A 20,860-nucleotide genomic window follows, 5' to 3' on the forward strand; every position below is an offset into this window, starting at 1 on the left:
CGCTTGCCCTGAAGGGCTGGGATTGCTAGGGCTGTTTTCCAAGAACAAAAGCAAATTCCAGGAGGTCGCGATGACCGAACAACTGAAGACAGCCGATATTGAATTGATCCAGCGGATTATCCCGCACCGCTATCCTTTCCTCCTGGTGGACAAGGTCGTGGACATCGATGGCTATCATTCGGCGACCGGCATCAAAAACGTCACCATGAACGAGCCCCATTTTCAGGGCCATTTTCCCGGCAAGCCGATCATGCCCGGCGTGACGATTGCCGAAGCCATGGCGCAAACCGCTGCTGTTATGGTGGGTGTTGCTCTGGATATGGCCGACAAGGAATTGCTGGTCTATTTCATGTCGATCGACAAATGCAAATTCCGCCGCATGGTTGTTCCGGGAGATCAGCTGGAAATGCGTCTGACCACGGTGCGTGGCAAGCCCGGCGGCAAGGTGTGGAAGTTCTCTGGCGTTGCCACCGTTGACGGCGAAATGGCCTGTGAAACCGAATTTACTGCAATGATGGACTTGCCCAAGGAGTAATCCGCAATGGCTGTTTCCCAAGAAGCACAGGTTCATCCGTCCGCGGTAATTGAAGACGGCGCAGAAATCGCTGCGGGGTGTATCGTTGGTCCGTTTTGCGTGGTGGGTTCGAACGTCGTGCTGCGCGCGGGTGTCGAGCTGAAATCCCACGTTGTCGTGACTGGCAACACAGAGATCGGGGAAGACACGGTTGTCTTCTCTTTCTCGGTCATTGGCGAAATCCCGCAAGATCTCAAGTTCAAAGGCGAAGCGTCGGCTCTTGTGATCGGCAAACGCAACCGCATTCGCGAGCACGTTACAATGAACACCGGCACCGAGGGTGGTGGTGGCATGACCAAGATTGGCGACGACGGGTTGTTTATGGCCGGTTGTCACATCGCACATGACGCTATTATTGGCGACCGTGTGATTGTCGTAAACTGTTCTGCGGTTGCGGGGCATTGCGTGATCGAAGACGACGTGATCATCGGCGGGCTGTCTGGTATCCACCAATGGGTACGGATTGGCCGCGGCGCCATTATCGGCGCTGTGTCGATGGTGACAAATGATGTGATCCCTTATGGTCTGGTTCAGGGGCCACGCGGTCAGCTGGATGGTTTGAATCTTGTCGGTCTGAAACGTCGTGGTGTGGCACGGTCTGATATCACAGCCCTGCGGGCCGCGTTCCAGATGATGGCACAGGGCGAAGGCGCGTTTCAGGAACGGGCCAAGCGTATGGGCGAAGAATTCGACAGCGAATATGTTGACGAAATCGTAAAGTTCATCACGGGCGACACGGACCGGTCGTTCCTGACACCGGGATAAACCGATGACTGATCTCGCGATCCTGTCAGGGGCGGGCGCATTGCCTGTCATGCTGGCCGAAGCCCACCCCGAAGCCATCCATGTTGTGTTCCACGGCGTCGACAATGCAATGACTGCGCCGCTGGCCGAACATCGGTTCGAAAAGCTTGGAACCCTGTTTGAGGATTTGAAGGCACAAGGCGTCACCCGTGTTGTGCTGGCGGGTGCCATGTCACGGCCCGCGTTGGATCCGGCACAGCTTGATCCCTTCATGATGCAGCTAGCGCCACGCCTGATGGCGGCAATGCAGGGCGGGGATGACGCAATCCTGCGCCTGATCATCGCCGTGTTCGAAGAACAAGGGTTTAGCGTGGTTGGTGCCCATGAACTTCTTCCGCAAATCACGGCCGAAGACGGCGTGATTGCCGGTGCCGAGCCCAGCAAAGCGCAACTTGCCGATGCCAGCCGCGCGGCTGACATACTGTTGGCGCTGTCGCCGCTGGATGTCGGGCAGGGGGCGGTTGTTGCGGGTGGTCTTGTTCTGGGCATCGAAACGCTTCAGGGCACCGACGCCTTGCTGCGCTTTGTCGGGGACACACCTGCGCATTTGCGCCGTGGTCAGGGCGGCGTTCTGGTCAAGGCCCCCAAACGCGGACAGGACTTGCGTGTAGACATGCCTGCTATCGGCCCCGAAACCGTGCGCAACGCTGCGGCGGCCGGGCTTGAGGGTATTATGGTCTCCGCGGGCAAGGTCTTGGTTCTGGACAGGCCAGCCACCCTGCAGGCGCTGGAAGAGACCGGTCTGTTCCTAATGGCGCGGGTTCTGTGATGAACGTCTTTCTTGTTGCCGGAGAAATGTCTGGCGACAGGCTGGGCGCGGCCCTTATGGAGGGCCTGAAAGAGGTGGCACCAGATGTTCGGTTTTCCGGCGTCGGAGGTCCTTTGATGCAGGCCCAGGGCATGCAAAGCCTGTTCCCGATGGATGAGCTGAGCGTGATGGGCATCGCCGAGGTCTTGCCCAAGTACCGTCACCTGAAACGCCGTATGCATCAGACAGCCGAGGCCGTGCTTGCCGCACAGCCGGATGTCTTGATCACCATCGATAGTCCGGATTTTTGTTTGCGGGTGGCCAAAGAGGTCAAAGCAAAAAGCAATATCCGCACTGTGCACTATGTCGCCCCTTCGGTTTGGGCATGGCGTCCGAAACGCGCGGTTAAAATGGCGCGTGTTATTGATCAGGTTTTGGCGCTTTTGCCGTTCGAGCCACCGTATATGGAAGCGGTGGGCATGCGGTGTGATTTTGTCGGCCACCCCGTGGTGTCGGAACCTGTTGCGCCGGAGGGCGAGGTTCAGGCGTTTCGCGATGACCACGGGATCGGGGACGCACCTTTGTTGATTGCGCTGCCGGGATCGCGCCGTGGCGAGGTCTCGCGTCTGACGCCTGCCTTTGGCGAGGTTGTCGAAAAACTGGTGGCCGCAAAACCGGATCTACGTGTGGTTCTGCCTGCGGCGGGGCCGGTTGCCGGATTGGTCAAAGAGCTTGTCTCTGACTGGGCACATGCCCCCGTTGTTCTTGATCCAAACGATGTGGCGCCTGATGTGGCACTTGCCAGAAAACGGGCGGCCTTTCGGGCAGCGGATGTGGCGCTTGCGGCGTCCGGTACGGTGTCGCTGGAACTTGCCGCCAATGCGACACCGATGGTTATTGCCTATGACATGAGCTGGTTGAGCTGGCAGATCATGAGCCGTGCCGCGCTGATCGATACGGTGACGCTTGTAAATCTTGTCTCGGACACGCGGGTTGTGCCCGAATTCCTTGGGCCATCTTTCAAACCCGAAAACATTGCCCCTGCCATTCTGGATGTGTTGGGCAATCCCTCTGCCCAGACAGAAGCCATGGCCTTGACCATGCAACGTCTTGGCCAAGGGGCCGAGCGCCCCGGCCTGAGGGCTGCAAGGGCCGTTCTGGAAGGTCTTGAAGGGTAATGCTTGCACACCTGAGCATGGCAGCGTCCGCCGCACTTGCGTTGATTGCCACCAACCTCGACAATCTGGCGGTCATGGTGGGCCTGCTTCTTACGGCACCGCGCACACGGGTTCTCGGCGGCTTTGGCGCCGCGCAGGTTCTGGTGCTGGGCGGGGCATTGGCCGTTGCCGAGGGCGTCGAGACTGCAATTCCCGGCTGGACAGGCTATCTTGGGATCATTCCCTTGGGGCTGGGCCTTTGGGGCGTCTGGGGACAGTGGCACGCTGATGAAAACGCGGATCAGCCGGCAGACCTCAAAAGGGGCACGTTTCTGGCCTGTTTCGTCTTGTTTGCGAGCTTGTCTACAGACAGTTTTGCAGCCTTTGCCCCCTTGTTGGCAGACAGCCAGCCTGCGTTCCGTGTTTCGGCCCTGTTCGGCGCGGGCGTTGCTGCATTGACCCTTGGCTTTGTGGGGGTGCGGCTTGTTGAAAATGCACGCGAGGGCAGCCCGCTCGTCAAAAAACTGGAACGATTTGGCCCCTACGCTATGATTGCGGTGGGTCTTTATGTGTTGGCCAACAGCGGAACCGACACCCTCGTTTGACCCCAAACGGCTTTCGCCGCACTCTGTGCAGGTAAAAAACGTTGGGGGGAATGCAAATGAGATATCTGCCAGAACTGATCGGGGCGATGTGCCTGATGGTCTTTTGCACCAGTTCCGCACATGCGACACTGGCGTGTAGCGTTATGAAAGATGCCGCGCTTTATGAGTTGCCAACGGAACAGTCCGCGATCATCCGGATTGTTCCGTCACAAGACCTTGTGCAGTTTCCACAACAAGACCTTGCGCCAGAACAGGTCGAGGACTGGTATTGGGTCAAACATGACCTCACACAGGAAGACATCTGGCAAGGTGGCGATCCCGGATGGATGCAGATCGCCATTCTAAACGACTGTGGCTAGGGGATCAGTACCCGCGCCAGATCCAGCCACCGCCAAAGATGCGGCTGCTTTCATTTGAGTAGAACACACAGGCCTGACCCGGAGAAACGCCTTCTTCGGCGGTCAGAAGTTCCACTTCGGCAGTTGTCGGGCCGGTCGGGCGAATGATGGCTTCGCGTGGTGGGCGTGTTGAGCGCACCTTGACGGACAGCGTCCATTCCTTGCGGCTTTCGAAGGGTTCATCACCCAACCAGTTGATTTCGCGCACAGGGATAATCCGCGTGGTCAGCATCTCTTTCGGGCCGACGATGACCTGCTTTTTGTCAACGTCCAGCTTGACCACATAAAGCGGCTCGCTCAGGCCACCGATGCCAATGCCGCGGCGCTGACCGATGGTATAGTGAATGACACCATTGTGGGTGCCACGGACATTGCCCTCGTGATCCACGATATCGCCGGGTTCAATCGCCCCGGGGCGCAGCTTTTCGATGACAGAAGCATAGTTTCCGTCTGGCACAAAACAGATATCCTGGCTGTCCGGTTTGTCTGCCACGGCCAGCCCGTATTCGGCGGCAAGTGCGCGGGTTGCGTCTTTGTTCGGCAGGTGGCCCAGCGGAAACCGGAGATAGTCCAGCTGTTCCGGTGTCGTCGAAAACAGGAAATAACTTTGGTCACGGCGGGCATCCGCCGCAGAGTGCAGTTCGGCCCCGTTCTGACCAACCTTGCGCTGGATGTAATGGCCCGTCGCCATACAATCCGCATCAAGGTCTTTCGCGGTTTCCAGCAGGTCTTTGAACTTCACACGCTCGTTGCAACGGATGCAGGGCACAGGGGTGGCGCCCGCAAGATAGCTTTCTGCGAACTCGTCAATGACCGCATCCTGAAAGATGTTCTCATAGTCGAGAACATAATGCGGGAAGCCTTTTTCTTCGGCCACACGGCGCGCATCGTGAATATCGATGCCGGCACAGCACGCCCCTTTTTTGGCAAGCGCTGCACCATGATCGTAAAGCTGCAGGGTGACGCCAACCACGTCATACCCTTCGTCTGCGAGCTTGGCCGCGACAACAGAGCTGTCCACGCCTCCGGACATGGCAACCACCACGCGGGTTTCTGATGGGGGTTTGGCAAAGCCAAGCGAGTTCAGTTCCATTTCGGTGTCCAGCGCCATGTGAGTCGCTCCTCTGGGAAGTCGCCAAGAATATAGGAAAATCCTAACTACTCTCAAGAGGCAGTTTCATTCCCCGTTAAACACGATGCGCCAGCATCACAGCATCTATGAGAGGGAAGGGTGATGTATCTTAAGAAAGTTGAATGTCCACGCACAGTTACACTTCACAATGGCCAGGTGATGAGCCAGGCCGACCTGCCGCCCGCAAATACGCGACGATGGGTTGCGTCCCGAAAGGCGGCGGTTGTAAAGGGGGTGGCATACGGGTTGATTTCGAAAACCGACGCCTTGCGCCGCTACAGTTTGAGCGAAGAAGAGTTCTCGGAATGGGTCAATGCCGTCAGTGTTCACGGCGTTGATGCACTTAAAGCGACAAATACGCAAAGATATAGACAACTTTAGGTTGTTTTGCTATTTTCCAGAAAGTGGTAACCGCGGATTAACCTTTTTTGATCAGGGTTAACCCCAATCTGGACCTGTTGAGCAAGGAGTTTTCCATGCGCGTTTTGTTGGTAGAGGACGATCCCGCAACCTCGAAAAGCATCGAAATGATGCTGACCCACGCTAATCTGAATGTTTATGCGACCGATCTCGGGGAGGAAGGGATTGATCTGGCAAAGCTCTATGATTACGACCTGATCCTTCTGGATCTGGGCTTGCCTGACATGAATGGGCACGATGTGCTGCGACAACTGCGGTTGGCACGGATCGAGACCCCGATTCTGATCCTGTCTGGAGATGACAATACAGACAGTAAAATCAAAGGCTTCGGGTTTGGAGCGGATGATTATCTGACCAAGCCGTTTCACCGTGAAGAACTGGTTGCGCGTATTCACGCCATCATTCGGCGGTCAAAAGGTCATTCACAGTCTGTGATCCGCACCGGCAAGGTGTCCGTAAATCTGGACGCAAAAACCGTTGATGTCGACAATAGCCCCGTTCATCTGACCGGTAAAGAATACCAAATGCTCGAATTGCTATCTTTGCGCAAAGGCACAACGTTAACCAAGGAGATGTTTTTAAACCATCTTTACGGTGGCATGGATGAGCCTGAGTTGAAAATCATCGATGTCTTTATCTGTAAATTGCGCAAAAAACTGTCCGAAGCCACGGGTGGGGACAATTATATCGAAACCGTTTGGGGGCGCGGCTACGTTCTGCGTGATCCACAGCCGGTCACACATGAAGATGAAGAACGTCTCGCGCTTAGGGCTTGATATCGACCGCTAGGTTCTGGACCTCCGCAGTTCTCCCGCCTATCACTTGAGTAAAGCGACAGGAGGGGCCGGGCGTGAGCGGCGACATCGATATTTCCGAACTGACCGAAGCCGAGGCAAAGGTTGAACTTGCCAGATTGGCAGAACTGCTCGCCGGGGCGAATACCGCGTATCATCGTGATGATGCCCCTGTCATGCCGGATGACCGTTTCGATGCGTTAAAGCGCAGAAACGCCGCAATAGAAGCGGCGTTTCCGGACTTGTTGCGCGCTGACAGCCCGTCGCAACAGGTGGGGGCAGCCCCCGCAGAAGGTTTTGGCAAAGTCACCCATGCTATTCCCATGCTCTCCTTGGGGAATGCCTTTGTTGATGAAGATGTTGCGGATTTTGATGACCGTATTCGAAAGTACCTTGGGCTGGGGCGCCAACAAGACCTTGCGTATACGGCAGAGCCCAAGATCGACGGGTTGAGCCTCTCTCTCAGGTACGAACGCGGGTCTTTGGTTCATGCGGCAACACGCGGGGATGGTGCAACAGGGGAAAACGTTACCGAAAACGCCCGAACCATTGCGGACATCCCGCAAGAGATCGACGACGCGCCGGATATTCTGGAGGTGCGCGGCGAAGTTTATATGAGCCACGAAGACTTCCAGAGCCTGAATGACAGGATCAACGCCGAGAACGTGAACCGCGCGGCTGAAGGCAAAAAACTTCTTTCAAATTTTGCGAATCCCAGAAATGCCGCTGCGGGCAGTTTGCGCCAGCTGGATGCCGCTATCACGCGGCAACGACCCTTGCGTTTCTTTGCCTATGCATGGGGAGAGTTGAGCGCACCTTTGGCGGAAACCCAATGGGATGCAATCCAGAAGCTTCGGTCTTATGGATTTGTGATCAACGATCTGACAAAGCTCTGTGATGGCCCCGCTGCGCTTGTCACACATTATCGCAAGATCGAGGAAATGCGCGCGACGCTGGGCTATGACATCGACGGTGTGGTCTACAAGGTCAATCAACTTGATCTGCAATCGCGTTTGGGATTTCGGGCAACGACACCGCGATGGGCCATTGCGCATAAATTCCCGGCGGAACTGGCCTGGACCCGGCTGGAAGCGATCGACATTCAAGTGGGGCGCACCGGGGCCCTGAGCCCTGTTGCGCGGTTGACGCCGGTCACCGTTGGCGGCGTTGTTGTGTCAAACGCAACGCTGCACAACGAAGACTATATTGAGGGGCGTGACAGCAAAGGGGCCCTCATTCGGGATGGCAAAGACATCCGCATCGGGGATTGGGTTCAGGTTTATCGCGCCGGAGATGTGATCCCCAAAATTGCAGATGTTGACCTTGCAAAACGGCCTGATACTGCGGAAAAGTTTGTATTTCCAACCTCATGTCCCGAATGTGGGTCCGACGCGGTGCGTGAAGAAGGCGACGCCGTACGCCGCTGTACGGGGGGCATTATTTGCCCCGCGCAAGCAATTGAAAAGCTGAAGCATTTCGTGTCCCGCAAGGCCTTCGATATTGAGGGGCTTGGTGCCAAACAGGTCGAACAGTTCCTTAGTGATGGCTGGATCAAACAGCCCGCTGACATTTTTGAGTTGCGCGACCGATATGGCGAAGGGCTTCAACAGCTCAAAAATCGCGAAGGCTGGGGGGAGACCTCGGCCAACAACCTTTTTGCAGCCATTGAAGAAAAGCGGCACATCCCCTTGGCACGGCTGATCTTTGGCTTGGGTATTCGCCATGTTGGCGAAGTGGGCGCACGTTATCTTGCGCTGCATTTCCAATCCTGGGAGGGCATGGCGCATTCTGTTGATATGGCACGACCTGCCGCGATGGCGCATCGAGCGGCGGATCAGGCGGAAGAACAGGAACGTGTGTTGGCCCGATCCGAAAACCGCCGCGCCCGCATTTCCGAAACACGCGCCGCCTCAATGGCCGCGTGTGACGTTCCTGAAGAAGCGCTCGCAGCATGGGGGGATCTGATTGGTGTCGATGGCATTGGCGCAACCCTTGGCTTGTCCTTGTCCGATGCGTTTGCCAACCAAGACGAGCGAGCCGCTTTTGATCGTTTGGTGAGCAAACTCACGGTGATCCCACCAGATGCGCCCGCCGCAGAAAGCCCTGTAGCAGGCAAAACGGTTGTCTTTACCGGAACATTGGAAAAAATGACCCGCGCCGAGGCAAAGGCGCGCGCAGAATCTCTGGGGGCCAAAGTGTCCGGCTCGGTGTCTGGCAAGACTGACATTCTGGTGGCGGGCCCCGGGGCTGGCTCCAAGGCCAAGAAAGCCGCTGATCTGGGCGTGGAAACGATCGACGAGGACGCGTGGTTGGCGTTGATCGAAGGCCTATGAGCGGAAGACCCGAGATCCTGTTTCCGCTTTTTGCGGATGTGACCACCCTGACGGGGGTGGGGCCAAAAGTTGCGCAAAACTTGGGTCAAATTGATATCGAAAAGCCGCGCGACCTGTTGTTCACGCTGCCCTATTCCGGCGTGGACCGGCGCTTGCGAGACTCGGTGTTGGAGGCGGATCTGCCCGGAGTGGTGACGGTGGATGTGTTGATCGGCACCCATCGCCCCGCGCGCAACCGCGGGGGCGCCTATCGGATCACGGTCGAAGACGCACAAACGACGTTTCAGCTGGTCTTCTTTCATGCACGTGGTGATTACCTGCAGCGTGTTTTGCCCGAAGGTGAACGGCGGATTATCTCTGGCAAGGTGGAATTGTTTGATGGGGTGCCGCAAATGGTGCACCCAGACCATATTGTGACCGACCAAGACGCATCGGACATTCCCGCTTTTGAGCCGGTGTATCCTTTGACGGCCGGCGTCACGCTCAAGACGATGCACAAAGCGGTTCAATCGGCGCTGACGCGTGTGCCCGAACTTGATGAATGGATTGATCCCACTCAAAAAACTCAGGCAAAGTGGCCTGATTGGGCGGATGCGATTTCGCAGGCTCATTGCCCGCAATCGTCCTCGGATCTGGGGGCAGCAACACCGGCGCGCGAACGTCTGGCCTATGACGAGTTTTTTGCCCATCAAGTGACCCTTGCCTTGGCACGATCTAAGCTGCAACGGGCCAAAGGTATCATCAGCGAAGCAACAGGACAGCTTCAGCGCAAGGTCTTGTCCGAACTGCCCTATACGCCAACCGGAGCCCAAAAGCGCGCCATTGAGGACATCTCTCGGGACATGGCGAAAACGTTGCGGATGAACCGCTTGTTGCAGGGGGATGTTGGTGCGGGCAAAACACTGGTGGCGTTCATGTCCTTGCTGGTTTCTGTTGAGGCGGGCGGGCAGGGCGTCATGATGGCCCCCACGGAAATCCTTGCGCGACAACACCTTCAAAGCCTGCGACCCCTGGCCGAGAGTGCGGGCGTCGTGCTCGAGATCCTGACCGGCCGGGACAAAGGTAAAGAACGTAAAGCAAAGCTCGAGGCCTTGGCGCACGGCGATATTCAAATCCTTGTGGGAACACACGCGGTGTTTCAGCAGGATGTGAATTTCGAGGATCTGAGGCTGGCCATTATTGACGAACAGCATCGGTTTGGTGTGCGTCAGCGTCTCGAACTGGGTAAGAAGGGCGCTGGTGTAGACGTCTTGGTGATGACGGCGACGCCAATCCCGAGATCGCTCGCTCTGGCGCAATACGGTGATATGGACGTCTCGATTCTGGACGAAAAACCACCGGGAAGGCAGCCTATCAAGACCGCCCTGATTTCGACCTCGCGTATAGACGAAGTCATCGAGCATTTGCGCAAAGCGGTCTCGGAAGGCAAACAAGCCTACTGGGTGTGTCCCTTGGTGGATGAAAGCGAGATCGTTGATCTGACGGCAGCCGAAGAGCGTTTCAAACATCTGCGCGCGGCCCTTGGGGAAGGTGTGGTTGGCCTGGTACATGGGCAAATGCCTCCGGCCGACAAAGATGCCGCCATGCGGGCCTTTCAAAATGCCGAGACCAAGGTTCTTGTTGCGACTACCGTGATCGAGGTCGGGGTTGATGTGCCCAATGCAACCATTATGGTGATTGAACGGGCCGAGTTCTTTGGCCTTGCACAGTTGCACCAGTTACGCGGCCGTGTCGGACGAGGGTCTCAGGCGTCGACCTGTCTGTTGATGTATCAGGCGCCTCTTAGTCAGAACGGTGAAAAACGCCTGACCACCCTACGAGAGAGTGAAGACGGGTTCCGGATCGCGGAAACCGATCTTGAAATGCGTGGAACAGGTGACCTGATCGGGACAGCCCAATCCGGTGTGCCACGGTTCCGCGTGGCCGATATGGAAAACCAGACCGCCTTGATGTCGATTGCGCAAAGCGATGCCAGAAAACTGTTGAACGATGATCCGGCATTGGAATCCCCGCGTGGACAGGCGGCACGTGTTCTTTTGTGGCTCATGGAACAGGATCAAGCCATTCGTTTGATTTCAGTGGGTTAGCCCGTTTCGTTCTATTTTGTTCGCTAATGTTCTCATAAAGTTCTTTACAGAATCTGAATCATGTGAGAACAAAGGGGCAACAAAGAAGAGATTGAGCAGGAGACACCCCATGATGAACCAAATCAAATCCGTTCTTCGCAATTCCGGCGACACGCTGGTGCAAGATGCGATTGGCGCTGTTGCGCTTGTGGTTATGATGGTTGTTGTTCTGCACGTGCCCGTCTTTGCCTGATTTTCTGCCTGTATGATGGTGCCGGAAAGTTTCCAGCATCCTGTCCCCACTTTGATGCGAAGCGACTGACACTGCCTGTCTTATGGTCTTTTGAAGGGACTGCCTCATCCCCCTTCACCGAAGCTTACCGGGTCCCACATCGTCATACACAACTTAACCGCCGCCTTCCTGCCAGAAGCGCGGCGGTTTTTTCTTGTAAAACCAGATGATTGTAAGGCCGAAAGCGGTCTAGGCGCAGTTGGCCTGCTCTGCTTGGTCCACGGCCTCTACTGCGGCATCCAAAGCGAGCATGATCGACGCGTGGCGGTTTTTGTAGTCCCGCGCGGGGCGCAGCACTTCGAGCCCATCAAACGGTGCAGGCGGGGTAGGTCCGTCCTGTTTCAGCATCCCCTTCAGACCCTCACGCGCCGCTTCGAGTTCAGCACGGTTGCGTCCGATGATATTGGCCCCCACAACAGATGCGGCGGCCTGTCCAAGAGCGCAGGCTTTCACGTCCTGTCCGTACGCCACAATACGCCCGTCTTCGACGGCCACATCAACCGTGACAGTTGAGCCGCAAAGCGGCGAACGCTTTTTTACCGTCGCCTGCGGAGAGCTCAGGCGTGTTGTATTCGGAATCTCAGCGGCCAGCGCCAAAATGCGCCCGGAATACAGCTTGATAAGATCGTTTTCGGACATCCGATGTTCCCTTTGACGTGTCTTTACTAGATAGAGGGCAAGATCGCAGATGCAAAGGAATTCTGTTATGCAATTTGATCCCAAAACCTTGAAGTTCAACGAAGCGGGTCTCATTCCGGCGATTGCACAGGATGCAGAAAACGGTGACGTCCTGATGATGGCCTGGATGAATGAAGAGGCGGTTCAACGTACATTGGACACCGGGCGGGTGACCTATTGGTCGCGCTCGCGTCAATCTTTCTGGATCAAGGGCGAAAGCTCGGGCCACGTGCAGGAACTGGTTGATTTTCGGGTCGATTGTGACCGCGACTGCCTGCTTGTGACCGTGAACCAAACCGGTCCGGCCTGCCATACCAACCGCCGCAGCTGTTTCTATTCGGCGGTACGGGACGGTGAAGAAGTTGAACTCATGAAACCGATGGTTTGATAGAGAATAATGTCAACCAGCCTTGGACTGGTTGGCCTTCATCAAACGATCCGCTTTTTTGCGGACAAGAACGGTGCGCAAATCATGCATCGCCAGAAGAAGCGCATCGGTCACTTCTTCAAGCTGTTCTTCGGTCGCCCGCGATTGTGCCCATTGCGCCGTCAGGTTCATGTGATCAACCGACCGCAAAATATCGTCGATATCACGATAGGCCAGAACCTCTTGGCGTTCTGCCATCCAGTCGCGGATCACGTCGAGGTCTCTTTCCGAAAGCACCCGGTCGCCATGGGGTTTGATTTCGCCGTTACGAATATTCACAACGGCGATCTGGTCCATGTCGATCCGGCGTTGACGGTTTTCGGTGTCTACGCGATACGCCAGGGCGCCGTTTTCGCGCACGCGAAAATAGTATTCGGGTAGATCAGCCGACATTTAAACCTCTCACGTCAAAGAAGCGCAGAACTTCTGAATGCGGGTACACGCAGTTTTCAAAGCTTCGTCAGAGGTAGCGTAACTTACACGGAAGTTTGGCGAAAGCCCGAATGCCGCACCAAAAACAACGGCCACGTCTGCTTCTTCCAGCAATGCGGTGGCAAATGCCTCGTCATTTTCGATGACGGTTCCGTTTGGCGTCGTCTTGCCAATCAGCCCGGAAATCGAAGGATAGACATAAAATGCTCCCTCGGGCACAGGACATGTCACGCCGTCGATGTCCGACAACATGGATACCACCAGATCACGACGCCGTTTGAAAACTTCGTTGTTTGTCGGCAGAAAATCCTGGGGTCCGTTCAGGGCTTCGATGGCTGCCCATTGGCTTACGGAGCAAGGGTTGGATGTGGACTGGGACTGAATCTTACGCATGGCTGCAATCACTTCGACGGGACCAGCCGCATATCCGATCCGCCAACCTGTCATAGCATAGGCCTTTGAGACACCGTTGCAGGTCAACGTGCGCCCATAAAGGGCAGGCTCGACCTCGGCAGGGGTGCAGAATTCGAAGTCGTCATAGGCAAGATGTTCGTACATGTCGTCAGTCATGACCCAAACATGTGGGTGACGCATGAGCACATCTGTCAACGCCTTCAGTTCTTCCCGGCTGTAACCGGCGCCGGTCGGGTTCGAGGGCGAGTTGAAGATCAGCCATTTGGTTTTGGGTGTGATTGCGGCCTCGAGCTGTTCTGGAGTCAACTTGAAGTTCGTCTCAAGAGAAGCCGCCGCGATAACGGGTTCGCCGCCAGCCAGCAACACCATGTCTGGATAACTCACCCAATACGGGGCAGGGATCACGACCTCGTCTCCGGGATTGAGAGTCGCCATCAGCGCGTTATAGAGAATCTGCTTCCCACCGGTTCCGACGCTGACCTGATTGGGGGCATAGTCTAACCCGTTGTCGCGCTTGAGCTTTGCACAAATCGCAGCCTTGAGTTCGGGAATACCGTCAACAGCCGTGTATTTTGTTTTTCCCGCCGCAATGGCCGCAACGGCCGCGTCTTTGATGTTCTGGGGGGTGTCAAAGTCGGGTTCACCTGCGCCAAGACCGATAACGTCGCGCCCAGCGGCCTTCAGCTCGGCCGCTTTGGTTGTCACAGCGATAGTTGGCGAAGGTTTTACGCGAGATAGTGTCGCGGACAAGAAAGTCATGGCGGGCCTCGTTTGTATTCAATGCAGCCATGTCTTAGGGTGCCGACAACTCCCGATCAAGCGGGAAGCTCAAGAAGGAAGCAGCATGGCCGATAATTTTACCGATGAGGACTATCAGGACTACTGGTATGGTGAAGATGTTGCAACTTTCGGTGATCGACTTGCCGCGGCGCGCCGTTACGCACAGATGTCTCAAGGCCAGTTTGCCAAGCGCCTTGGCGTGAAGCTTTCGACGGTGCGCAGCTGGGAAGATGACTTTAGCGAGCCCCGCGCAAACAAACTGCAGATGATGGCAGGTTTGCTGAATGTATCTGTTGTGTGGTTGCTGATGGGCGAGGGCGAAGGGGTGTCCACGGCGCCCGGAGACGAAGAGGCCGAGTTGTCGGATCTTTCCGGTCTCTTGCTAGAGGTTCGTGATATCCGCACGCAAATGAAAAACAATCTGGATCAGCTTGCGCGTCTTGAAAAACGCCTGCGCCAAAAAGTGTATGAGGCCACTCCGAATGAATGAGACCCACGAAAACCGTCTCAAGAGAATCTGGATGCGTTCAAAGTATCGGGGAATCCGTGAAATGGACCTGATCCTGCAGCAATTTTGCAAGGACCATCTCGAAGACATGGATGATGCCGCGCTCACACTCTATGACGCGCTGCTCTATGAAAACGATCAGGACCTCTATCAATGGGTCACCGGACAGGTCGAAACGCCCGAGAAGTTTCGCGCGCTGGTGCATGACATCTCTCTGACTTTTAATCGCACTTAATCGTTCGCATTTTAGCGGTCTTCGCCCCACTTAACCGATTCTTGGTTTTTTGCCGTCAGTTTCCGATGAAACGAATGAATGTCGGAGACTAAGATGAGTATTCACGCGTCAGTGGGATCGACCTCGGAAAAGGGGTTTATGATCGGTTATCTGGATTCGCTGGCGTTGGTCGAGCGATTGCACCGTTTGTTATTGGACGTCATCAAGGACGAATTCGAACGGGTCGGTATTCTGGATATTAATGCCGTGCAGGCGTTGTTGCTGTTTAATATCGGCGACAACGAAGTGACCGCGGGCGAACTTAAATCGCGCGGGTATTATCAGGGCAGCAATGTCAGCTATAACCTGAAAAAGCTGGTTGATATGGGCTATATGCATCATCAACGCTGCGAAATTGACCGAAGGTCCGTGCGTGTGCGCCTGACGCAGAAAGGCCGCGAAATCCGCGATATCGTGAATGGCCTGTTCGAGCGCCACGCAGAAGGCTTGCAATCCAAAGGCGTTCTCAATCCGGAAGGGATTGAAAGCATCACCTTTGCCCTGAAACGGGTCGAGCGGTATTGGACGGATCAAATCCGCTATATTTACTAGGGCGCTAGGGCACCCGAAGTCATGGCGCACAAGTCTGTTTGGTGAGTGCGGGTGCCCGCTTTTATTCTTGTAGGGACGAGATCGACATGCCCTGCAACTCTCGCAGGAGTTTACGTTTCATGGCGCGTTCATAGTCGGCGAAACCCGCTGCCGTTTCCAGAAATGCGCTCGGTCCATGCAATACGTTTGCCATGTAATACGCCGTCAGTTCCGCAGTGGATGTCGTGCCACCCTGCTCAGGGCCTGACACGACCAACCCGTTGATCGTAACCCAGTCCGGCAAAACAATATCTTTGGGTCGTGGGCCCGTGTTGGATTTTCCGTCTCCGGAAATATCCAGTGTACGTTTGGGGCAATCCCGTTGTTGCGACAAATGCCCAACGCCAAATTCAATTGCGGCCCCGAGCGCGGTAGACGGATCAGCGGGACGGCGTTTTGTTGAACGCAGTTGGTTCGTTAATTGTGCCAAGTCCTCTGGATTACGAATTTCCAGCCAGTCGACAACAACCCTGCGGTTAAAAGCACGTGGGCCGCTCCATTCATAAACCGTGATCCGAACGGGCCAGTCGGGCGGACCAATCAGAATGTTTGAAACTTCGCTCGACTCTAACGCGCTCGCAAGCCCGTCCAGCTGAAGACGATATTCGCTCGCATTAACGGACCCCGAGACATCCAATCCAAGGGCCAGCGCCTGACGGCAGTGGGGTGCGGCCTCGGCTGAAGCCGCACCCAGAATTATGAAACACGCAAGATGGCGCATGTTCACCAATGGCCAGTGTTCTCCATGCTGGCCCAGGGCTCTTGCGGCGCAAGAGAGTCGCCCTTTTGCAAAAGCTCGATCGATATATTGTCGGGAGAGCGCACAAAGGCCATGTGACCGTCGCGAGGCGGGCGGTTGATGGTTACACCGTTGTCCATAAGGTGCTGGCAGGCCTCGTAAATATTGTCGACTTCATAGGCGAGGTGCCCGAAATGGCGCGAGTCGCTGGGCAGACCTTCGTCCCCGTCCCAATTGTAAGTCAGTTCGACAGGGCAGTCTTCTTGTCCTTCGGGGGCCATGAAAACAAGGGTGAAACGCCCCTGTTCGTGATCCCAGCGGCGGGTTTCTTTCAGGCCCAAAAGTGCATAAAAGGCCATGGATTTTTCAAGATCCGCAACACGGACCATGGTGTGAAGATATTTCAATTGCATCGGTTGCTCCCTCGATGGCTTGTTCGTCGAAGTATGAGAACCCTGCGACGGATTGTCGAGCCGTCACCCTCTAAAACGAGGAACGAATGCCGAAGGTTAAAGACAATTGTTCCGTTTCAAAGCGGCTGACATTTGAATCCGTGCGCAACGCGCGAAAGGTCATCGTGGGGGCGAAGCCGGCATAGTGCATTTTGTGGAACATCAGTTCGAATTCACCTGCAACCGAGGTATCCTTGCGTCCCCCCGGAACGGTGATGAAGCCGACCCGATAATCCGGATAGTCGCTCACACCCACCTTGAACGATGTGCTTAATTTGACAGGACCAAAGGCACGTCCAAAACTGTACCCAATCTGGGCAACCGCCCCCTGTGAGGAAAACACGGGGTTGGCGTCGTCTGTTTGGCTGAGGCTGAGCGCCGTGGTCAGCCGGTTTCCGCTTTGAAGCGTGTGTGAATAGCTGGCCCCGAGGCTGGAATAGATATCGCGCGTGTCCGGTGCATTGTCCGGGCGGCGCCATTCATTGATCGCCTTGAACGACAGGCGGCGTCCCTTTGCAGGGCTCCAGCCCCAACCGCCTTCGAGACGAAACAGGTCATGCAGCGGATCGCCGCCATACCACGTTTTGCCAACCACGCCGCCCAAAGACCAGATGGCCCCTTTGGGTTTCAAACGAAAGGCATGGCGCACGCCGCCTTCCAGAACGGTGAAGGCGTAATCGGATCCGGAGGCCGCGGGTGCCAGATTTTTGGCATCGTCCGACAGGGTGACATGCCGTGTGAAGACCCGTCCGACAAGACGCGTTTCACTGCTTTCGTTTTCAGATATGCGATAGCTGACCGCAGCGTTCAGCATGGCTTCGATGCCGGACAGGGCCATTGCATCCCCGACGTTCACCCCGATCGCGGGCACGCCGTCAATGATCATGTTGCGGGACAAAGACCCGTTGTTGACGTTTGAGGACGGGCTGATTGATCCGGAAAGTTTGAACTTCAAAGGGTTTCTGGCGCGCACCTGCCTAAAGGATTGAACGGCGGCATTGCGCTGGACCTGACCGGGGGCGTTGGTGTGCGCACGTCGCAACCAGTATTGTGCTTGTGTAAAGCGTTCGTCTTTTACCGCAAGACGCGCGCTAAGATTGGCGGAGGAATAGCTTTGTAAATCGGTACGCGAAAACCGAAAGGCCGCCCGCGATGCCTTGCGCGCCGCCTTTGTGTCGCCTGCGCCCGTAAAGATCAGAGCAAGGGCATAATGCGCGGCAGGGTCTGTCGGGTCATGGTTCAAAAGGCCCAACGCCAATCGATAGGCCGCGTCCGCCTGATTTGTTTTCAAAGCGTAAGAGAGGGCCTGATGCGCTTGGGATTTGGTTAGCGTTGGACTGGGTGTCCCTTGTGCGCTGGCCACACCAGCGCACAGGCTAAAGACCAGTCCGAGAAGCCTACGGCGCAGCATTGTCGCAAATTGCGGCATCACCATCGAGACCACATTGCGTGAGAACGAAGAAACCATACTCGGTCTCGTCATCCAGATTATCTGTAAAGTCGGACATGCTTATGATGCCGGCAACGGCCGCCGCGTCTGAGCCACCGAAGACACCACCATAGTCGCCTTTGTCACTTTCGATGATGCCATGTACTTCGACGTCCCCGAAAAAGCTGCCATCAGCGGCAATATCGGTCACGATCAAAGAGATATCTTCAAGTTCAAATGGCGTGGACAGCACGATTTGGCGATCATAGACGCCACCGTTGACGGCCATATCTGCAAAGTTCGCATTCAGAAATACCTGACCGCTCACCAAATAGGGTTCGCCCGGAAGAATGGACGAATCCACATTGGGGGCGTCCGCGGAATTGGGGCCGCCATTCAAGATGCCGGCATAATCGCCCGCATAAGAAACCTGACCGGCTGCGGGGCCGGTGCCAATAGGCGGTGCATCGAAAGTGCCGTTGCGTTCATAGTAGGCGCCTTGAAGAACCCGGTTGAACTGGCCGCCGTCGCCGACGAATCCGGCCTGAACCGATCCATCCTGACTTTCCCCAACCATGGCGACAAAAAAGCGATCAAGGCTGTCTTCCTGAACGCTGTAGGCCTCGTAAGTGCCAATATCGCGTGCAGAATCCCGTGCGTACACAACGGTGACCGGCGTGGAATCCAGCGCATAAATCTCGGCGGACAGGGTCTGGTCAGTTGCATTATACGAAACAGACTTCAGATTTCCGGCCAGTTCTTCGGGCACGGTAATTTCTGTGTCATCATCGGTTTCCTCCGCGAACGGATTCGAGCCACCACAGGCAGTCAGGCTGGCCATTGCGGCCATGCACACAAAAGAACGGATCATCGTATTGCCTCAATACTGCTAAGCCCGGTTTTCCGGGTTATTTCATGCAGAATCGATCACAGGGGGGCAAAAGTCAACGTTGTGCATGCAGGTGAAAAACAGGTGTTGCGACAAGAACGCCAAATTCGTGTGTTCCATTGCAGCCGCATCACAAGATATAGTGTCGCGAAAGTACCAAAAATCCCGAAGGAATCGCTTAGATGTCGCTCACCCCGGAACAACAGGCCGAAATTGACGAACTCCGCTCATCTCCGACCCCAACTCTGCGGGTTGTGAGCGATGGCATCGAAAAGCACCTTTACAAGGCGATACCTGTTCTGGACCACGGTTTTGTACGTGTTATCGACTATATGGGCGACGATGCAGCGATCTGTCAGGCGGCTCGGGTCAGCTATGGCAAGGGGACGAAATCGGTTCAAAACGATGAGGGGCTGATCCGCTATCTCATGCGTCATTGGCATTCCACGCCTTTTGAAATGTGTGAAATCAAACTGCACGTGAAACTGCCGGTTTTTGTGGCGCGCCAGTGGATTCGTCACCGGACCGCCAATGTGAACGAGTATTCGGCACGCTATTCCATTCTTGATCGCGAGTTTTATATCCCCGCGCCGGAACACATCAACGCACAGTCTGTGGTGAACAATCAAGGCCGCGGCGAAGTTCTTAGCCCCGAGCAAACGGCGCAGGTTCTTGAGGTGCTCAAGGCCGATTCCGCACGGTGCTATGACAACTATCAGAACATGATCGACGAAGACGGGATTGGTCTTGCACGTGAATTGGCGCGCATGAACCTGCCTGCCAACATCTATACCCAGTGGTACTGGAAAGTGGATCTGCACAACTTGTTGCACTTCTTGCGCCTGCGCGCGGATGCCCACGCCCAGTATGAAATCCGTGTCTATGCCGACGCCATTTGTCAGGTCGTGGCGGATTGGGCTCCGGCGGCCTACAAGGCGTTTGAAGACTATCGCATGGGGGCCGTCACGATGTCGGCCCAGATGATGGTTGCCTTGCGCCTGATGCTCAAAGGGGAAGAGGTCACCGCTGAAAGCACAGGCATGAGCGCACGCGAATGGCGCGAGTTCCAAGACATGATCAGCTAACTGTTTCCATTTCGGGAACGATGCGTTCTCGTTATGGAAATTGACAGATCTGGGACAAAATTCGTAGCTTCAGGGCATTAACCAAGGTTTTTGTCCTGAAAATGGGAAGGATTCCCAATGTCCAAGTTTCTAAAGTTTGCCGCGATACTCTCTCTTGCTGCTGCGCCTGCCATGTCCCAGACATGGAGCAGCAACGCACCTAAGATCGGCCCGGTCAACCAGCCCGAAGGTGTGTTGTTCCAAGCCTATCCAGCCTCTGCCAACTATTGCCCCCAAGGGCTTCAGCCGGTCACTCTTGGTGGTGTGATCTGTTGTGGAACACCCAATGCAACCTACAGCCAAGCGCCTGCGCGCAGCTATTCGCCGGCACCGTCGTGCCCTGCGGGCACCAAAGGATGTAGCTGATAAGAGGATGGGGCGCGTTTTGCGCCCCGCCTGCCTTTATACGGCTTTGAGATCGCTCGCCATTTGGCGTCCGTCTCGCCCTTCAGACAGTTCAAATTCAACTTTTTGGTTGTCTGCCAGTCCGGTCATGCCGGAACGTTCGACCGCAGAAATATGGACAAATACGTCCTTGCCGCCGTCATCAGGTGCGATAAAGCCGTAGCCTTTTGTTGTGTTAAACCATTTTACGGTGCCGTTGGGCATACCGTGTCTCCTTCTAATGTCTTCATCTTCTGCATGTTAAACTGCATGTCAGGGCGCAGGTGATCCGGTGGCCCGCCGAACTTTTGCGGTACAAAAAATCAAATGCTGCATCGAAGGTTTGCACGGTTTATGTAAAAAGCAAGCAAAACCCTTGTGAAAAAGTGTGACTCCTGTTTGTGGAGTTGGGGCAA

At 55.7% G+C, this 20,860-nt stretch carries 26 protein-coding genes; 17 read left to right on the forward strand and 9 right to left on the reverse strand.

What is annotated here, in order from left to right; genetic code table 11:
- Positions 1-70: 70 nt before the first annotated feature.
- The 6 genes from fabZ to PH7735_RS11970 are packed head-to-tail and all read left to right on the forward strand — an operon-like array spanning position 71 to position 4,247.
- A complete protein-coding gene (gene fabZ / locus PH7735_RS11945; protein WP_058311856.1) occupies positions 71-535 on the forward strand; it encodes a 3-hydroxyacyl-ACP dehydratase FabZ in 465 nt (154 codons plus the stop codon).
- 6 nt (positions 536-541) lie between these two features.
- Complete coding sequence (gene lpxA, locus PH7735_RS11950; RefSeq protein ID WP_058311596.1) at positions 542-1,339, forward strand: acyl-ACP--UDP-N-acetylglucosamine O-acyltransferase; 798 nt, start codon at positions 542-544, stop codon at positions 1,337-1,339.
- A 4-nt stretch (positions 1,340-1,343) separates the two neighbouring features.
- Positions 1,344-2,147, forward strand: coding sequence for an LpxI family protein (locus PH7735_RS11955; RefSeq protein WP_058311597.1), 804 nt, complete (start codon positions 1,344-1,346; stop codon positions 2,145-2,147).
- On the forward strand, positions 2,147-3,304 hold the full coding sequence (lpxB, locus tag PH7735_RS11960; RefSeq protein ID WP_058311598.1) for a lipid-A-disaccharide synthase: 1,158 nt from the start codon (positions 2,147-2,149) through the stop codon (positions 3,302-3,304). Before PH7735_RS11955 ends, lpxB begins: the two co-directional genes overlap by 1 nt.
- A 17-nt stretch (positions 3,305-3,321) precedes the next feature.
- Positions 3,322-3,888, forward strand: a complete 567-nt coding sequence (locus PH7735_RS11965; protein WP_158503219.1) for a hypothetical protein — start codon at positions 3,322-3,324, stop codon at positions 3,886-3,888.
- 56 nt (positions 3,889-3,944) lie between these two features.
- The gene (locus tag PH7735_RS11970) at positions 3,945-4,247 is read left to right on the forward strand and encodes a hypothetical protein (RefSeq protein WP_058311600.1); all 303 of its coding nucleotides are present in this window, start codon (positions 3,945-3,947) and stop codon (positions 4,245-4,247) included.
- A gap of 4 nt (positions 4,248-4,251) precedes the next feature.
- On the opposite strand, the gene mnmA is transcribed toward PH7735_RS11970, so the two are convergent.
- Positions 4,252-5,397 (reverse strand): tRNA 2-thiouridine(34) synthase MnmA, encoded by a 1,146-nt coding sequence (gene mnmA, locus PH7735_RS11975; RefSeq protein WP_058311601.1) that lies wholly within the window; start codon positions 5,395-5,397, stop codon positions 4,252-4,254.
- Positions 5,398-5,520: 123 nt separating this feature from the next.
- Between mnmA and sciP the strand changes: the two genes are divergently transcribed.
- The 5 genes from sciP to PH7735_RS21170 all read left to right on the forward strand — a co-directional run bounded on the left by sciP (position 5,521) and on the right by PH7735_RS21170 (position 11,284).
- The gene (gene sciP, locus PH7735_RS11980) at positions 5,521-5,799 is read left to right on the forward strand and encodes a CtrA inhibitor SciP (RefSeq protein ID WP_058311602.1); all 279 of its coding nucleotides are present in this window, start codon (positions 5,521-5,523) and stop codon (positions 5,797-5,799) included.
- A gap of 95 nt (positions 5,800-5,894) precedes the next feature.
- Entirely contained in the window at positions 5,895-6,614 is a 720-nt protein-coding gene (gene ctrA / locus PH7735_RS11985; protein WP_058311603.1) for a response regulator transcription factor CtrA, read from the forward strand.
- Positions 6,615-6,688: 74 nt separating this feature from the next.
- Complete coding sequence (ligA, locus tag PH7735_RS11990) at positions 6,689-8,965, forward strand: NAD-dependent DNA ligase LigA (RefSeq protein ID WP_058311604.1); 2,277 nt, start codon at positions 6,689-6,691, stop codon at positions 8,963-8,965.
- Positions 8,962-11,052 carry an ATP-dependent DNA helicase RecG gene (recG, locus tag PH7735_RS11995; protein ID WP_058311605.1) on the forward strand — a complete coding sequence of 697 codons (2,091 nt, stop codon included), beginning with the start codon at positions 8,962-8,964 and terminating at the stop codon, positions 11,050-11,052. Before ligA ends, recG begins: the two co-directional genes overlap by 4 nt.
- Positions 11,053-11,161: 109 nt before the next feature.
- Positions 11,162-11,284, forward strand: a complete 123-nt coding sequence (locus tag PH7735_RS21170; RefSeq protein WP_267885809.1) for a hypothetical protein — start codon at positions 11,162-11,164, stop codon at positions 11,282-11,284.
- Between the two features lie 228 nt (positions 11,285-11,512).
- On the opposite strand, the gene PH7735_RS12000 is transcribed toward PH7735_RS21170, so the two are convergent.
- The gene (locus PH7735_RS12000; protein WP_058311606.1) at positions 11,513-11,962 is read right to left on the reverse strand and encodes an iron-sulfur cluster assembly scaffold protein; all 450 of its coding nucleotides are present in this window, start codon (positions 11,960-11,962) and stop codon (positions 11,513-11,515) included.
- 67 nt (positions 11,963-12,029) lie between these two features.
- Here PH7735_RS12000 and hisI point away from each other — a divergent pair, with 67 nt between their 5' ends.
- Positions 12,030-12,389, forward strand: a complete 360-nt coding sequence (gene hisI / locus PH7735_RS12005) for a phosphoribosyl-AMP cyclohydrolase (RefSeq protein ID WP_058311607.1) — start codon at positions 12,030-12,032, stop codon at positions 12,387-12,389.
- A 12-nt stretch (positions 12,390-12,401) separates the two neighbouring features.
- Here hisI and PH7735_RS12010 read toward each other — a convergent pair whose 3' ends face one another.
- Together PH7735_RS12010 and PH7735_RS12015 are read right to left on the reverse strand one after the other, a co-directional pair.
- Positions 12,402-12,821: a hypothetical protein gene (locus tag PH7735_RS12010; protein ID WP_058311608.1), complete on the reverse strand. Its 420-nt coding sequence runs from the start codon at positions 12,819-12,821 to the stop codon at positions 12,402-12,404.
- A gap of 9 nt (positions 12,822-12,830) precedes the next feature.
- The gene (locus tag PH7735_RS12015) at positions 12,831-14,033 is read right to left on the reverse strand and encodes a pyridoxal phosphate-dependent aminotransferase (RefSeq protein WP_058311609.1); all 1,203 of its coding nucleotides are present in this window, start codon (positions 14,031-14,033) and stop codon (positions 12,831-12,833) included.
- Between the two features lie 85 nt (positions 14,034-14,118).
- Between PH7735_RS12015 and PH7735_RS12020 the strand changes: the two genes are divergently transcribed.
- The 3 genes from PH7735_RS12020 (at position 14,119) to PH7735_RS12030 (ending at position 15,388) form a co-directional block, all read left to right on the forward strand.
- Positions 14,119-14,544 (forward strand): helix-turn-helix domain-containing protein, encoded by a 426-nt coding sequence (locus tag PH7735_RS12020; RefSeq protein WP_058311610.1) that lies wholly within the window; start codon positions 14,119-14,121, stop codon positions 14,542-14,544.
- The gene (locus tag PH7735_RS12025; RefSeq protein ID WP_058311611.1) at positions 14,537-14,797 is read left to right on the forward strand and encodes a succinate dehydrogenase assembly factor 2; all 261 of its coding nucleotides are present in this window, start codon (positions 14,537-14,539) and stop codon (positions 14,795-14,797) included. The genes PH7735_RS12020 and PH7735_RS12025 overlap by 8 nt, the downstream gene beginning before the upstream one ends.
- Positions 14,798-14,890: 93 nt before the next feature.
- On the forward strand, positions 14,891-15,388 hold the full coding sequence (locus tag PH7735_RS12030) for a MarR family winged helix-turn-helix transcriptional regulator (protein WP_058311612.1): 498 nt from the start codon (positions 14,891-14,893) through the stop codon (positions 15,386-15,388).
- A 61-nt stretch (positions 15,389-15,449) separates the two neighbouring features.
- On the opposite strand, the gene PH7735_RS12035 is transcribed toward PH7735_RS12030, so the two are convergent.
- The 4 genes from PH7735_RS12035 to PH7735_RS12050 all read right to left on the reverse strand — a co-directional run bounded on the left by PH7735_RS12035 (position 15,450) and on the right by PH7735_RS12050 (position 18,918).
- Positions 15,450-16,148: a DUF1194 domain-containing protein gene (locus tag PH7735_RS12035; protein WP_058311613.1), complete on the reverse strand. Its 699-nt coding sequence runs from the start codon at positions 16,146-16,148 to the stop codon at positions 15,450-15,452.
- Between the two features lie 2 nt (positions 16,149-16,150).
- Positions 16,151-16,579 carry a VOC family protein gene (locus PH7735_RS12040; RefSeq protein ID WP_058311614.1) on the reverse strand — a complete coding sequence of 143 codons (429 nt, stop codon included), beginning with the start codon at positions 16,577-16,579 and terminating at the stop codon, positions 16,151-16,153.
- Positions 16,580-16,649: 70 nt separating this feature from the next.
- Positions 16,650-18,086, reverse strand: coding sequence for a tetratricopeptide repeat protein (locus tag PH7735_RS12045; protein ID WP_145865323.1), 1,437 nt, complete (start codon positions 18,084-18,086; stop codon positions 16,650-16,652).
- The gene (locus PH7735_RS12050) at positions 18,016-18,918 is read right to left on the reverse strand and encodes a hypothetical protein (RefSeq protein WP_058311616.1); all 903 of its coding nucleotides are present in this window, start codon (positions 18,916-18,918) and stop codon (positions 18,016-18,018) included. The genes PH7735_RS12045 and PH7735_RS12050 overlap by 71 nt, the downstream gene beginning before the upstream one ends.
- A 200-nt stretch (positions 18,919-19,118) precedes the next feature.
- Here PH7735_RS12050 and thyX point away from each other — a divergent pair, with 200 nt between their 5' ends.
- The gene (gene thyX, locus PH7735_RS12055) at positions 19,119-20,021 is read left to right on the forward strand and encodes an FAD-dependent thymidylate synthase (protein ID WP_058311617.1); all 903 of its coding nucleotides are present in this window, start codon (positions 19,119-19,121) and stop codon (positions 20,019-20,021) included.
- 117 nt (positions 20,022-20,138) lie between these two features.
- Positions 20,139-20,426 carry a hypothetical protein gene (locus PH7735_RS12060; RefSeq protein WP_058311618.1) on the forward strand — a complete coding sequence of 96 codons (288 nt, stop codon included), beginning with the start codon at positions 20,139-20,141 and terminating at the stop codon, positions 20,424-20,426.
- 36 nt (positions 20,427-20,462) lie between these two features.
- Here PH7735_RS12060 and PH7735_RS12065 read toward each other — a convergent pair whose 3' ends face one another.
- Complete coding sequence (locus PH7735_RS12065) at positions 20,463-20,669, reverse strand: cold-shock protein (protein ID WP_058311619.1); 207 nt, start codon at positions 20,667-20,669, stop codon at positions 20,463-20,465.
- Between the last annotated feature and the right edge of the window lie 191 nt (positions 20,670-20,860).

This window comes from Shimia thalassica (assembly GCF_001458215.1).
GTDB lineage: Bacteria > Pseudomonadota > Alphaproteobacteria > Rhodobacterales > Rhodobacteraceae > Shimia > Shimia thalassica.

Excerpts from the sequence above, each read along its gene's own strand:
- fabZ (WP_058311856.1), top strand. The coding sequence starts at position 71 with ATGACCGAACAACTGAAGACAGCCGATATTGAATTGATCCAGCGGATT.
- lpxA (WP_058311596.1), top strand. The coding sequence starts at position 542 with ATGGCTGTTTCCCAAGAAGCACAGGTTCATCCGTCCGCGGTAATTGAA.
- PH7735_RS11955 (WP_058311597.1), top strand. The coding sequence starts at position 1,344 with ATGACTGATCTCGCGATCCTGTCAGGGGCGGGCGCATTGCCTGTCATG.
- lpxB (WP_058311598.1), top strand. The coding sequence starts at position 2,147 with ATGAACGTCTTTCTTGTTGCCGGAGAAATGTCTGGCGACAGGCTGGGC.
- PH7735_RS11965 (WP_158503219.1), top strand. The coding sequence starts at position 3,322 with ATGGCAGCGTCCGCCGCACTTGCGTTGATTGCCACCAACCTCGACAAT.
- PH7735_RS11970 (WP_058311600.1), top strand. The coding sequence starts at position 3,945 with ATGAGATATCTGCCAGAACTGATCGGGGCGATGTGCCTGATGGTCTTT.
- mnmA (WP_058311601.1), bottom strand. The coding sequence starts at position 5,397 with ATGGCGCTGGACACCGAAATGGAACTGAACTCGCTTGGCTTTGCCAAA.
- sciP (WP_058311602.1), top strand. The coding sequence starts at position 5,521 with ATGTATCTTAAGAAAGTTGAATGTCCACGCACAGTTACACTTCACAAT.
- ctrA (WP_058311603.1), top strand. The coding sequence starts at position 5,895 with ATGCGCGTTTTGTTGGTAGAGGACGATCCCGCAACCTCGAAAAGCATC.
- recG (WP_058311605.1), top strand. The coding sequence starts at position 8,962 with ATGAGCGGAAGACCCGAGATCCTGTTTCCGCTTTTTGCGGATGTGACC.
- PH7735_RS21170 (WP_267885809.1), top strand. The coding sequence starts at position 11,162 with ATGATGAACCAAATCAAATCCGTTCTTCGCAATTCCGGCGACACGCTG.
- PH7735_RS12000 (WP_058311606.1), bottom strand. The coding sequence starts at position 11,962 with ATGTCCGAAAACGATCTTATCAAGCTGTATTCCGGGCGCATTTTGGCG.
- hisI (WP_058311607.1), top strand. The coding sequence starts at position 12,030 with ATGCAATTTGATCCCAAAACCTTGAAGTTCAACGAAGCGGGTCTCATT.
- PH7735_RS12010 (WP_058311608.1), bottom strand. The coding sequence starts at position 12,821 with ATGTCGGCTGATCTACCCGAATACTATTTTCGCGTGCGCGAAAACGGC.
- PH7735_RS12015 (WP_058311609.1), bottom strand. The coding sequence starts at position 14,033 with ATGACTTTCTTGTCCGCGACACTATCTCGCGTAAAACCTTCGCCAACT.
- PH7735_RS12020 (WP_058311610.1), top strand. The coding sequence starts at position 14,119 with ATGGCCGATAATTTTACCGATGAGGACTATCAGGACTACTGGTATGGT.
- PH7735_RS12025 (WP_058311611.1), top strand. The coding sequence starts at position 14,537 with ATGAATGAGACCCACGAAAACCGTCTCAAGAGAATCTGGATGCGTTCA.
- PH7735_RS12030 (WP_058311612.1), top strand. The coding sequence starts at position 14,891 with ATGAGTATTCACGCGTCAGTGGGATCGACCTCGGAAAAGGGGTTTATG.
- PH7735_RS12035 (WP_058311613.1), bottom strand. The coding sequence starts at position 16,148 with ATGCGCCATCTTGCGTGTTTCATAATTCTGGGTGCGGCTTCAGCCGAG.
- PH7735_RS12040 (WP_058311614.1), bottom strand. The coding sequence starts at position 16,579 with ATGCAATTGAAATATCTTCACACCATGGTCCGTGTTGCGGATCTTGAA.
- PH7735_RS12045 (WP_145865323.1), bottom strand. The coding sequence starts at position 18,086 with ATGGTTTCTTCGTTCTCACGCAATGTGGTCTCGATGGTGATGCCGCAA.
- PH7735_RS12050 (WP_058311616.1), bottom strand. The coding sequence starts at position 18,918 with ATGATCCGTTCTTTTGTGTGCATGGCCGCAATGGCCAGCCTGACTGCC.
- thyX (WP_058311617.1), top strand. The coding sequence starts at position 19,119 with ATGTCGCTCACCCCGGAACAACAGGCCGAAATTGACGAACTCCGCTCA.
- PH7735_RS12060 (WP_058311618.1), top strand. The coding sequence starts at position 20,139 with ATGTCCAAGTTTCTAAAGTTTGCCGCGATACTCTCTCTTGCTGCTGCG.
- PH7735_RS12065 (WP_058311619.1), bottom strand. The coding sequence starts at position 20,669 with ATGCCCAACGGCACCGTAAAATGGTTTAACACAACAAAAGGCTACGGC.